Source organism: Liquorilactobacillus mali KCTC 3596 = DSM 20444 (assembly GCF_000260415.1).
Lineage (GTDB): Bacteria > Bacillota > Bacilli > Lactobacillales > Lactobacillaceae > Liquorilactobacillus > Liquorilactobacillus mali.
In genome coordinates, this window is record NZ_BACP01000056.1 from 41276 (window position 1) to 54638 (window position 13363).

10 protein-coding genes are annotated in these 13363 nt (G+C 36.6%); 7 read left to right on the forward strand and 3 right to left on the reverse strand.

From position 1 onward, the window contains the following. Positions 1 to 128: 128 nt before the first annotated feature. From GSM_RS09560 to GSM_RS09570, 3 genes are read right to left on the reverse strand one after another with little or no spacing between them, the layout of a single operon-like run. Entirely contained in the window at positions 129 to 1973 is a 1845-nt protein-coding gene (locus tag GSM_RS09560) for an ABC transporter ATP-binding protein (RefSeq protein ID WP_010078172.1), read from the reverse strand. Next, complete coding sequence (locus GSM_RS09565; protein ID WP_010078173.1) at positions 1973 to 3700, reverse strand: ABC transporter ATP-binding protein; 1728 nt, start codon at positions 3698 to 3700, stop codon at positions 1973 to 1975. Before GSM_RS09565 ends, GSM_RS09560 begins: the two co-directional genes overlap by 1 nt. Positions 3701 to 3723: 23 nt before the next feature. Further along, the gene (locus GSM_RS09570) at positions 3724 to 4347 is read right to left on the reverse strand and encodes a TetR/AcrR family transcriptional regulator (RefSeq protein WP_010078174.1); all 624 of its coding nucleotides are present in this window, start codon (positions 4345 to 4347) and stop codon (positions 3724 to 3726) included. A gap of 286 nt (positions 4348 to 4633) precedes the next feature. On the opposite strand from GSM_RS09570, the gene GSM_RS09575 reads away from it, so the two are divergent. The 7 genes from GSM_RS09575 (at position 4634) to GSM_RS09605 (ending at position 13362) form a co-directional block, all read left to right on the forward strand. Next, entirely contained in the window at positions 4634 to 6019 is a 1386-nt protein-coding gene (locus tag GSM_RS09575) for an LPXTG cell wall anchor domain-containing protein (protein ID WP_010078175.1), read from the forward strand. Then, complete coding sequence (locus GSM_RS09580) at positions 6016 to 6873, forward strand: NEAT domain-containing protein (RefSeq protein ID WP_010078176.1); 858 nt, start codon at positions 6016 to 6018, stop codon at positions 6871 to 6873. The genes GSM_RS09575 and GSM_RS09580 overlap by 4 nt, the downstream gene beginning before the upstream one ends. A 37-nt stretch (positions 6874 to 6910) precedes the next feature. After that, positions 6911 to 7741: an ABC transporter substrate-binding protein gene (locus tag GSM_RS09585; RefSeq protein WP_010078177.1), complete on the forward strand. Its 831-nt coding sequence runs from the start codon at positions 6911 to 6913 to the stop codon at positions 7739 to 7741. A 21-nt stretch (positions 7742 to 7762) separates the two neighbouring features. Next, entirely contained in the window at positions 7763 to 8647 is an 885-nt protein-coding gene (locus GSM_RS09590; RefSeq protein ID WP_010078178.1) for an iron chelate uptake ABC transporter family permease subunit, read from the forward strand. Next, on the forward strand, positions 8637 to 9311 hold the full coding sequence (locus GSM_RS09595; protein ID WP_010078179.1) for an ABC transporter ATP-binding protein: 675 nt from the start codon (positions 8637 to 8639) through the stop codon (positions 9309 to 9311). The genes GSM_RS09590 and GSM_RS09595 overlap by 11 nt, the downstream gene beginning before the upstream one ends. Before the next feature lie 333 nt (positions 9312 to 9644). Beyond that, positions 9645 to 12254 carry an aconitate hydratase AcnA gene (acnA, locus tag GSM_RS09600; protein WP_010078180.1) on the forward strand — a complete coding sequence of 870 codons (2610 nt, stop codon included), beginning with the start codon at positions 9645 to 9647 and terminating at the stop codon, positions 12252 to 12254. Between the two features lie 25 nt (positions 12255 to 12279). Beyond that, positions 12280 to 13362, forward strand: coding sequence for a citrate/2-methylcitrate synthase (locus GSM_RS09605; protein ID WP_010078181.1), 1083 nt, complete (start codon positions 12280 to 12282; stop codon positions 13360 to 13362). Position 13363 lies beyond the last annotated feature (1 nt).

A 13363-nucleotide genomic window follows, 5' to 3' on the forward strand; every position in this document is an offset into this window, starting at 1 on the left:
ATTTTGAAGTAACAAATAATGATAAAAAAAGAGCCGCGGTAATTGTTTGATGAACTCTGGAATTAGATCAAAAATCTGATTTTAGAGAATCATTACATTTTATCGCGGTTCTTTTTATTTTATTTCGACTAATCAACTGGAACAGTAAATTGACTATTGTATAAGTCGGCATAAAATCCATTTTGTTTCATTAATGAGTCATGATTTCCAGTTTCAACAATTGAGCCATGATTCATTACTAGTATATTATCTGCATCACGAATTGTAGAAAGACGATGGGCAACTACAAAGCTAGTACGATTATCGAGTAAGCGTCCCATTGCTTTTTGAATAAGGATTTCGGTTCTAGTATCAACTGAGCTGGTTGCTTCGTCCAAAATTAGGATATCCGGATTTGCTAAGAAAGCACGTGCAATTGTTAGGAGTTGGCGCTGTCCTTGTGATATATTCGAAGCTTCTTCATTCAAAATTGTTTGGTAGCCATTAGGTAATTGTCGAATGAATGTATCAGCATGGGCAGCTTTAGCAGCTTGATAGATTTCTTTTTCTGAAGCATTTTCACGTCCGTATTTGATATTATCGTAAATCGAACCGGTGAAGAGCCAAGTGTCTTGCAAAACCATTGCAAAATGTGAGCGGACTTGTTCACGCGTTAGGTTTCTAGTATCACGGCCATCAATTTTAAGTGAACCGCCTTTAATGTCATAAAAGCGCTCGAGCAAATTGATCAAAGTAGTTTTACCGGCTCCTGTAGGACCTACAATAGCAACCTTTTCACCGGATTTAACTGTAAGATTCATATCCTTAATTAGAATTTCGCTGTTATTGTAACCAAAAGCGACATGTCCAAATTTAATTTTTGCGGTATTTTGTGATTCATCTGCTACAGCAACACTAGTATTTTGCATTTCTTCTTCATCCAATACTTGAAAAATACGCTCAGCAGATGCAACCGTGGCCTGAATAGTGTTGGCCAAATTGGCAAGCTGTGTAATTGGTTGAGTAAATTGGTTGACATATTGCAAGAAAGCCTGAATATTCCCTAGTGTAATTTGACCATTTGCGACTTTTAAACCACCAACAACAGCAACAAAGACATAGCCAATGTTAGAAACAAAGTTCATGAGCGGCATAATCAGACCAGAGATGAATTGAGCTTTCCAGGAAGAACGATAGTAGGTGTTGTTTTGCTCTTTAAATGTCTTGATACTTGATTTTTCTTTGTTGAATGTTTTAACAACAGCATGACCCGAAAAACTTTCTTCGATTTGATCATTAAGCAACCCTAGGCTCTTTTGCTGCGCCGCAAAATACTTCTGAGAACGTGGAGCTACCAGTGAAATAACAAGTATACCAAGTGGAACTGTAATACAGGCAATTAAGGTCATTTCCCAACTGATTGAAAGCATCATGAACAAGACACCAACAAAAGTTACCGCACTCGTGACAATCTGTGCGAGGCTTTGTTGCAGTGTCCCAGCAATATTATCCATATCGTTAATTGCACGAGACATGATATCACCATTTGAATGAGTATCGTAATATACGATTGGAAGCCGTTGTAGTTTTGACTTAAGGTCTTGACGAAGGCGGAAAACGATTTTTTGTGAGACATTAGCCATAATCAATTGCTGGAAAAAAGATAGAGAAGCTGAAAGAACATACATGACACCGACAGTCAGCAAAATATTTTTAATTTTTGTAAAGTTGATAGGAAGCGAGTTGAGCTGTTGCCCAGCTTTCATTTCTTTATATCCTTTTAGGAAACCATTATAAATAGTAGTAGTTGCTTCACCTAAAATTTTGGGTGAAAGAATTTGGAATATTACAGAACCGATGGCGAATGCAACAACAATGAATAAGAACCATTTCCATGGTGCCATATACTTACACAAACGCCATGTTGTTTGCCAAAAATTTTTGGGCTTTTCTGTTACTTTACCTATGTTACTTGCAGGTCCGTGATTAGCCATTAAATATCCTCTCCTTTCAATTGTGACTTAATAATTTCTTGATAGGTTGAGTTAGTTTTTTTCAGTTCTGCATGTGTTCCTTTACCAACATTTTGTCCCTCATCAAGGACAATGATTTGGTTAGCCGTCGTAACGGTTGCAATTCTCTGAGCGACTATGATAACGATGCTTTGACTAATTTTTTTATCATTGGATAGGGCCTTACGCAATTTTGCATCTGTTTTAAAATCAAGTGCAGAGAATGAATCATCGAAGATATAGACATCGGCTGGTTTAATGATTGCACGAGCAATTGCGAGGCGTTGGCGCTGTCCACCTGAGAAGTTGGCTCCGTTATGTTCTACAATGGAGTCTAGGCCATTATCTAGGTCTTTAATAAATTCGGCCGCTTGGGCAAGTTCAAGTGCATGCCACATTTCATCCTCCGTCGCATTCGGTTTTCCAACTTGCAAATTACTGCGAATTGTACCTTTAAATAGGAAAGCTTTTTGTTGAACAAATGCAATCTGTTCATGAAGTTTGCTTTGTGACAGTGTGGAAATATCTGTTCCATTAAGATTGATTTGACCTGACTCAACGTCGTATAACCTCGGAATCAAATTTACTAAAGTTGATTTACCAGCACCAGTTCCACCAATGATTGCGAGTGTTTCACCCGAATGTAGGTTAAAATTTATTGATTCAAGTGCGCGACGTTCAGCATGAGCATAGCGAAAAGCAACATTTTTAAATTCTAGTGAGAGTTCAGAATTATTCAAAGAAGTAGGATTTGAATCTTCCTTAATTGAATATTCTGTATCTAAGACCTCTTGAATACGAACTGCTGCTGCCTGAGCCCTTGGAATAAATACAAAAACCATTGAGAGCATCATGAAACTAAATAGAATCATTGCAGCATAGGTCATAAATGATACTAAATTTCCTATTTCCATTAAGCGATCGGAAACTAAGTTGGCTCCAATCCAGATAATTCCGATATTTGTTCCATTCAGAATTAATGTCATAATTGGAAACATCAAAGATACCAAGCTGAAGGCTTTGATTGCGGTATCTGTATATGATTTATTTGCATCTTCAAAACGATTTTGTTCAAAATTATCCTGCCGGAAAGCTCTAACAACGCGAACACCAGTTAATCCTTCACGAAAAACAAGGTTAATGCGATCAATCTTTTTTTGTAAACTGCTGAATAATGGACCAGCAAAGGACATAACAATTCCAATTGCAATTGCCAATAGTGGTAGTGATACAAGAAATACAATTGTGAGTTTTTTTTCACTTAGATAAGCCATTATGATGCCGCCAATTAACATTGCAGGTGCTTGAAGCATCATTCGCAAAATCATAACTGTCACATTTTGAATTTGTAATACATCGTTTGTTGTTCTTGTTGTGAGTGAAGAAGCACCAAATTTATCAACTTCGTGATTTCCGAAATTAAGAACTTTTTCAAATAATGCATTTCGCAATTTGGTGCCAAGTTTTTGAGCTTGTGTTGATGCAAAAAAAACATTACCTGCTGAAGCTAAAATTCCAATTAGTGCTATTCCCAACATTTTTGCACCAGTATGCCAAATATAGGTTGTGTTACCAGTAGACACTCCTTTATTGATCATATCAGAAGTGAGTGTTGGTAAATTGAGATTACAGAAAACCTGAATAATCATGAATAGTGCAGCGGCCAAAACTGGCCATTTTTCTAAGCGATTGCGAACTAATTTATACATAATCGACCTCCGTAACATCTGAATCAATTTATTTTTGTAACCCCATATTGGAGCCAAGAAAGCATTTTAAGACACTTCTCCTGCACAGCAATGACAGAAATTGAGTCTTCTTTTTTTCGTTGAAGGTGAAAGTAATTTCCAACAGATTTAAAGAAAATACTCAACATCAGACTGACCAAATCACTAAATTCTTCAAATGACTTAATTCGTAAGAGAGATAAATTAGTTTGCTCATATAGTTCCTGGGTCAATTGATGTATATTTCCATGTCCTAGTGATTTTTGAAGACGAAAATCATGTGCCTCAATCATTGTTTGATAAAATTTGGAATGACTTCCTTCTAATACATCCATAATATTTGATGCAAAAAATTGCTTGGATGCTTCGAATAAATCTCCATCAGTTTTCTTCAAAATAGTTAGATAGAGTTCATTACGTTCTTTTTGAATTTGTCCAACAAAATAGAGATAACAATCTAATTTATCATCAAAATATTGATAGAAACTTCCTCTAGGGATACCTGCGGATTCGATAATTTCACTGATTGCTGAATCATCAAAACTTTTTGTTGAAAATTCATGACTGATTGCAGCGAAGAGTCTCGCTTTTTTGGGGAGAGCAAGATTGAAAAAAGTATCTTTGGGCATTATAACTTCCTCCTTTTTATGACGACTTGTCATGTGACAATGTGTCATTATAGTTTATTAAAAAAGAAAAAACAAGAGCAATTCAAAAATAATAAGAAAGATTAAAGATAGGCAGATAATTTATATTATTTTTAAAAAATCTAATGTAATAAATATTGTGCACTAATAAACTTTCTCATCTATATAAATTTTTTTTGATTAGTTATTGAATATTTCCGTGAGTGTGCTAGAATTAGTTCAACTTAATTGATATTGATTCTCAATTAAAGAATAGGGGGAATACTTAATGAAAAAGAAGTTTGTTTTTGTGTTAATGATTGCGTTTGCATTTTTTACACTGGCCTTTAAAACCGCGAATGCGAATGCAGATAGCGTAAAAGTCTTGCCATCAGGTACATATACATTGAATGTTGGATATTATAAAGACGAGGCTACAACCACTGCTTCATCAATGGATAATATGTGGGGTACATCTGTACAACTTGTTGTTGATTCAAGCAATGAGGCAAAATTAATTTTTTCTCAAGTATCGGGCATGTCAATAATGACTGGTGCTAATTTCGATGGGCACTCGCTAGTCGAAAAAAGTGAAGGAAATACCGGTACGTGGACTGCTAGCTTAACGTCTCAAGAGGCTTTAGATTTAGTTAATGGTGATGTGTATTTAGCAGATGTAAGTTATAGTTCTGGTGGATATAATGGAAATCCTAGTTTTTATGTAAAAATTAATAGTGGTGTACCTGATGCAGTTATTAAGACAACTTCTGATGCAGATTCATCAAGTTCCAGTTCAGCAAGTTCATCATCGAGTTCGGCAAGTTCAAGTGGCGCATCAAGCTCTAATGCAACTTCAACGAGTTCCAGTTCAGCAAGTTCAAGTAGCGCACCAAGTTCTAATGCAACTTCAACAAGTTCAAGTAGCAGTGCAGCAAGTTCAAGCAGTGTATCAAGCTCTAATGCAAGTTCAATAAGTTCAAGTGCTGCTTCAACAAATTCTGTTGAAACAGCAACAGTTGAATATCATCAGGTTGATGGTAACGGTAATGATCTAAATGTTTTGTCCATGATTCAAGAGGATGGTATCTGGGATACAACAATTAAGATCCAAAAGAATGCTGATGGAACAGCAACTGTTACAATTACACAAGGTAAAATGATGGATTACATGACAACGGTTAAATTTGATGGTGTAGAAATGACCAAAAACGTCGCTTCAGCAGATGCAACAAGTGGAACATGGACTGCTGTTTTGAGCAAAGAAAAAGCTGCTGATTTAACAGCAGGTAACAAAATTTTGCTTGATATGACATATACAGTTCCTAATATGTTTACTCATAATGTTCAAGCATTGGCAGTCATTAAAAGTATCACTGGAGGAACAAGTGTGGAAACTGATAATGATGGTAAAGCTGCAACAACTGGGGGAAATGGAGATATTGAAGATGTAGTTGCACCAGCTAAGGCAGTTTCTACAGATCCAAGTGATAGTTCATCAAGTACAGATGGTTCTGTAAATTTAAGTGCTGATAGTTCTGTGAAATCAAGTGGAACAACTCTTCCACAAACAGGTGAGTCTAATTATTCCTATGCTTCAATCTTAGGTGTCTTGGCACTTATTACTGCAGTTGGATTAGGAGGAACACTTTTAAGTATTAGGAGATTTAGTAAATGAGAATTAAATATTTATTATTAGTTGCAGGGACTTTCTTATTGGTTTTCTTTATGAAAACGATAGAAGTTTCTGCTTCTTCGTATCAAGTTAACTATACAATTGAAAAATATGGCACATCGCAGACATCTATTGCGGATGCGTATTTTGTGAAACCAGCAACTGTTTCGGTTGGACAAGGACAATATAATGTTAGTATCACGATCAAAACAAGCCATGATTTAGGTTCATTTCCTGTACAAATTTTGAATATTAATGGTCAGGGGCCACAGGTCAGCAAAAGTACCTCTGGGAACGCAGATTATTACACTTTTTCCTTTACTACAAAGTCTGTAAAGCAGTCGATGTCAGGCAATATGAAAGTTGATATTGATAGTATGGATTACCATCACACATATGGTTTTACCTTACTAATGAATGGTGGGAGTGTTCCTGAACTTACTAGTAGTTCGTCTTCGGTCAGCCAACAAAGTACTGCACAAAGTACTGTGGCAAGTTCGAAGCAAACCAATAGTTCAACATCCAGTGGCAGTGCAGCTAATAAGACTGCATCTTCAAACAGCACTAGTTCAACTGTAGCAACGACCTCTTCTAGTTCTGTCTCAATAGAGTCTTCTGCCACTACTTCAAACATATCCAGTAAAAGTACAAGTAAGACAGCTAGTAAAAAGGAAAACAACAGTAAAAAAACTAAGGATAAAGAAGATAAAACAAAAAAGAATAAGAATAAGAAAAAAGAAAACAAGAATAATAAAAGCAAAAGCGGTAATAAGAGTGTGCTCGGATTTTCAATAACGGCAATATTAATTGGCGGCTGTGTTGGAGCATGGGGGTTGATTCGCCATTATAAAATCTAAAAAAGTAATAAAAATAATTTCAGGCATTATTATCTTAATGGCAGTAGTTGGATTAGTGTATTTGAGTCAGAAAAAGCTGGATAGTCAATCATCAGAAAAGCAGCCTAGAATAGTTACAACAACGGTAGCTATTACAGATGTTTTCTCCCGCTTAAATATGAAATTGGTCGGTGTTCCGAGTGATAGTAGCCTTCAAAAAGTACCGAGTAAATACCATAATGTTACGCGTGTGGGCAATCATGTGAGTATTAATTGGGATAATTTACTGACGGCTAAGCCCGATATAGTTTATGTAGACTCAGAACTGACGGATGAGTATCAAAGTAAGTTAAAAGAACAAAAGATACGTATGAAATCCTTGAATTTTCAAAATTACGAGAGTTTAGTAAAGAGCATTAAGTACCTGGGTAGAAAATATGATAGACAAAAAGACGCACAAAAGTTGCTTTCACGAATAAAGATAAAGAATGTCAGCAGAGTCAAGAAACCAAAGGTATTGATATTAATGGGAATGCCTGGCGGGAGTTTTTTGGCGATGAACTCAAAAACTTACCTAGGTGATTTAGTTAAAAGAGCTGGTGGCGAGGTGGTCGGTGCAAGTCCGACTTCGCTTTATACCACAGCAAGCAGTGAAGCAATTGCAGAGGCTAATCCAGATATTGTTATTCGGTTAGCGCATGCAATGCCTAAACAGGTAAAAGCAGCTTTTATAACAACTTTCAAACAAAGCCCTTATAATAATTTGAAAGCAGTCAAGGAGAAACATGTCTACGATGTAGAAGCACCGAAGTTTTCACCAACAGCTAACTTGAAAGTTAGACAAGCATACAATCAGGTAAAGAGGTGGCTTGATCAGGTTGACAAATAAGCAAAAAAAAGTTTTGGTTTAATGCTTTTAGGATGTATTTTCCTAGTTTTTTTTCAGTTAATATTCAGAATAGAAAACCAAAGCGATTGGCAACTAATTATCGTTCAATTAAGGCTGCCAAGGTTAATATTTGAACTTGGAACAGGGTTTGCTATAGGATTAAGTGCATTGTTGCTGGCAGCAACATTGAGACAGCCATATCTTGATGGCTCCATGATAGGGATTGCAAGCGGTTCGGAATTAATGATTGCATTAATAACGGTTTTAGTACCAAGTTCATTGATATATCGTGTCTTAATTGGGACAGTTGCGGGAATACTGTGTTTGTTATTACTGCGCGGCAGTATCTTCAAATATCATAATCATGTTTTATTCTTAGTTATAGGTGGATTTTGTCTTGCAATGTTTTTCAATGCACTCACGACTATCTTGACTGAGAGCAGTGGCTGGACTGGTAAAAGCCTAGCAAATGTCACATGGCTTGATGTTGGCTGGTTGGTCCTGATTATTTTAGTAGCAATTGCTTCTTGGAGAAAAAATAGCAGATATTTACAATATTTTGCTTTGCCTGAACTGCAGACCAAACAACTTGGAATCGATGAAGCTAAAATTGCCTTGAATTTACAGTTAATAGCGGCAGGGTTGTTAGGTGCAGTAACAGCTGTTTTAGGAACAGTTTTCTTTGCAGGGGTGGTAATTAATCAATTGATTCGTGAATACACTCATCTTGGAATAATCGCAAGAATACCGTTTGTTATTGTTTTTAGCATTTTGGATGTGCTTTTGGCAGATACAGTCGCACATTTTATTTTCTATCCGACGGAATTACCTACGAATGCAGTTTTATTAGTATTACTAGCACCTGCATTCTTATTGCTACTAACGAGGTGGTCGCGTGCAGTTTGAAGAGTTAACAATGGAATACAACAAGAAGCCGGTTTTTCACGGAATCAGTGGAGCCCTACAGGATCAGCGAATAACAGTTCTTTTAGGTCCAAATGGCAGTGGAAAGACAACTTTAATGATGGCAATGGCCCAACTTAAGAATCCTAGTAAGGGAAGAGTAATAAAGAATGCAGAAACAGTTTTTTATTTGTCACAGAAGAATCAGGTTTTTGATTACGTTACGGTGGGTCAATTACTTGAAATTGCTCAATTACATGGTAGGAAAAATGACATTGTAAGTGTAGAAAAAACAATAAAAAATCTAGGATTGACGAAGTTGCTGACCAGTGATATTAACACTTTATCAGGAGGCCAGCAGCAAAGAACGTGGTTAGCCTACGCCTTTTTGCAAGCAACAGATATTTTATTACTTGATGAACCCATGACATATTTAGATGTGAAATATCAGCAAGTCTTGTATAACATGATAATGGAAGGAAAAGAAAACGGACAGACTTTTCTTGTTAGTTTACATGACATTGAGTTCACACGGAGATGTAGTGATAATATTTGGTTTTTGACGGCCAATCAGTTGGTTTCAGGGACAAAAGAGCAGCTTTTGACGCAGAATTCGATTTATCAGTATTTAGGAGTTAAAAACTATTTTTCTAGTAATAACAATTAAAAATATAGTAAATACTGTGAATTTGATAGTGAATAGAATTCAAAAAAATAATAGATAGTGAAGTAGAGTGAATTGAAATTTAATTTTCGATGCACTTTATTTTTTTTATGAAAAAAATAAATATAATAATAAAAATAAGAATAACAGGTAAAGCAATTTGCTTTGCAAAAAAGGTAGCGCTTACATAATTGTTTAGAAAAAATTCAAAGCAATAAAGTTTATAAATGGTAAAGAAAAAAGATGAATTAACATAGGATGTAAGTTGCCCATTATTAAAATTATGTTAGAATAGCGGAAATTAAAACGTATCAAAAAAGAGATGGAGGGTTAACTATGCCAGATACTTATAGTAATGATATCGTGATTGATGGCAAAAAATACAAGTATTACAATATTGATAAATTTATGGTGGATCATGGTAAGAAGATTCAAGAACTACCATATTCAATTAGAATTTTATTAGAGTTGACACTACGTAGAAGTGAAACACATACAGAAATGCAACAATTCTTATCTAATTTTCTGGATTGGGATCAAAAACATGATCATGATATTCCGTATAAACCTGAACGAGTAATATTGCAAGATTTTACAGGGGTTCCTGCATTGGTTGATTTAGCGGCAATGCGTGAAGAATATGAAGCACGCGGACAAAATCCTGATGAGATAAATCCTGATGTTCCAGTTCATCTAGTGATTGATCACTCTGTTCAAGTTGATATGGCTGGGAATGAAGATGCATTTGAATATAACATCAAGCAAGAATTCAAGCGCAATCGGGAACGTTATTTATTTTTGAAGTGGGCACAGGAAAGTTTTGATAATTTATCTGTAATTCCTCCAGATACTGGAATTATTCACCAGGTTAATCTTGAATATCTTTCGTCAGTTATCAGACAATCCGACGATTCAGTACCAACTTTATTTCCAGATACCTTGGTAGGTACAGATTCACATACTACAATGATTAATGCGTTGGGTGTGCTGGGCTGGGGAGTAGGCGGAATTGAAGCCGAAGCCAGCATGCTTGGACAGGAATCTTACTTTCCAATGCCGCAGGTGGTAGGAGTGTATCTGACAGGAGAACTGCCTACTACGGCAACTGCGACAGATTTAGCGTTGACCTTGACCCATGTGTTAAGAGATTTTAATGTTGTGGGAAAGTTTGTTGAATTCTATGGACCGGGGTTAAAGAATTTACCTCTGGCTAACCGCGCAACAATTTCAAATATGGCTCCTGAATATGGTGCTACATGCGGATTCTTCCCAATTGATCAACAAACAATTGATTATTTGCGGCTGACTGATCGTACTAAAGATCAAATTGAAATTGTTGAAGCATATGCTCGGGAAAATTCCTTGATTTATCAAGAAAATCAAGATAGTCAAAGAAAATATTCAGAATACGTAGAACTAGATTTAAGTGAGGTCGAAAGCAGTGTTGCTGGACCCAAGAGACCGCAGGATTTGGTCAAGTTGCCCCAACTTGCACAACAGTTCAGAAAATATGATGAGCTGGATGATTGCGTGGTTAGTATAGATGAAAATAATTTTCAGTTACGTCCGGGAGCATTAGGAATTGCTGCAATCACGAGTTGTACAAATACATCAAATCCAGAAATTTTGATCACAGCAGGTTTACTAGCTAAGAAGGCAGTCGAAAATGGTTTGAAGATTCCAGAGTATGTAAAGACGTCTTTTGCACCCGGTTCACGCGTAGTTACAGAATATCTTGCTGCTGCAAAATTACAAAAATATCTTGATGATTTAGGATTCAACATAGTCGGTTATGGCTGTACGACATGTATTGGTAATTCAGGAAAGTTAAAAGATGGCGTGCAGGAAGTAGTTGCGGAGACTGGGTATCCGTTGGCGGCGATTGAAAGTGGTAATCGTAATTTTGAAGGTAGAGTAAATCCGCTTATTAAGGACACATATTTAGCTTCACCTCCATTAGTTGTTGCATATGCATTGGCAGGTACACTGGATATTGACTTGAGTAAAGAAGCACTTGGATACAATCAAAAGCAAGAACCGGTATATTTAACTGATCTTTGGCCCGCTGCTGAAGAAGTAAGTGAAGTAATCCACAAGTATTTGAAGCCAAGCTTATTCTCAAAAAATTATGGGAATATTTTTAAGCAAAATGCAAGCTGGAATGCCCTTCCAAGCACTAAGTCGACCAATTACAATTGGGATAAAAAATCAACATATCTTGCTTCGCCACCGTTGTTTGAAAAGAATGAAAAAAAATTGACTGGTTTGAGAGTGTTAGCAAAATTAGGTGATTCAATTACTACGGATCACATCTCTCCGGCTGGGTTCATAGGTCAAAGAACACCAGCAGGAAAATATTTGTTATCACGAGGAGTAAAGCCCCAGGATTTTAATTCCTATGGATCACGACGGGGAAATCACGAGGTTATGATTAGAGGAACACTTGCAAATATTCGTCTTCAAAATCAGTTAACTCCAGATAAACAAGGTGGTTTTACCAAGAATTGGTTAACCGGTGAAGAAACTACAATTTATGATGCCGCAATGAGTTATCGTGCAAAAAAAATAGGCTCAATAATTTTGGCCGGAAAGGACTATGGAATGGGGTCATCTCGAGACTGGGCGGCTAAGGGAGTTCAATTGTTAGGTGTTAAGGCTGTTATTGCTGAGAGTTTCGAAAGAATTCATCGTTCTAATTTGGTAATGATGGGAGTCTTGCCGCTGCAATACTTACCAAACGAAAATGCACAATCACTTAAACTAGATGGGGCAGAAAGTTTTTCAATTGAATTAGATGGTAAATACGCTCACGTAACAGCTAAATCTTCAAATAAGATTACTAAGTTTGATGTGGTTTCGCGGTTTGATGCACCTATTGATATCAAGTATTATCAGACAAATGGAATTTTGCCATATGTATTAGAAAAAAAGATTTCTGGTAACTAAGTTAATACAAAGGAGGAGAATTGGGATGGATTATCCAAAAGGATTGGCAGGTGTAGTGGTCGACCAAACTAAAATAAGTTCTACGGCCGGGGCCCATTTAACTTATGCTGGGTACCCGATTGAAGAATTGAGTGAAGCTTCATTTGAAGAAGTTGTTTTTTTACTGTGGCATACAAGGCTGCCTAGTGAGCAGGAACTTCGCGATTTTCGGGCTGATTTGGTTAGTAAGATGATTTTACCTGCTGAAACAATTCGTTTATTACTATACATTGCTAAGGAGCCGCAGCATCCAATGAGTATTCTCAGGACGACAACATCACTTTTGGGAACGACAAACGATGTTGAACATGATGAACCGCCTAAAATCTTAGCAAAAATGTTAACGGCAATTGCTGCTATTTTGCGAATCAAAGATAATGAAACGCTAATTGATGTTGATCCTAATTTGAGTGTTGTTGAAAACTTTTTATACATGATTAGAGGAGAGCGCCCTGACGCAAAGCTAACTAAAATGTTTTCGAGCGTCATGATTTTACAAGCTGATCATGAGTTTAATGCCTCGACATTCACTGCTCGTGTTGTTGCTTCAACTTTTGCTGATTATTATTCATGCCTAACAGCGGCAGTTTCAGCCTTAAAGGGTCCGCTTCATGGAGGAGCTAATGAACGTGTTTTTGAGATGATTGAAGATATTGAGAAGAAGCAGATTAAGCCCAAAGACTATGTTGAACTTCAACTGAAGAAAAAACGTAAAATAATGGGATTTGGTCACCGAATTTATAAGAATGGAGATCCTCGTGCATTTATTTTGGAAAAGATCGCAGCAGAATTGGCTCCACAAACTGGAAATGAACGATATTTTAAGATTCAGCAAGAACTCGCCGAATATATGTTAGAACGGTTTGGACTTCATCCAAACGTCGACTACTATACTGCTTTGATATATCATTGCTTAGGTCTTGACAAATCAGTTTTTACTATGATTTTTGCAACTTGTAGGACTGCAGGCTGGTTAGCTCATATTATGGAGCAACGGCAAGAAAATTGTCTGATTCGTCCTAACTCAGAATATGTTGGACCTACTGACCGACATTACACAAAGAAATGAT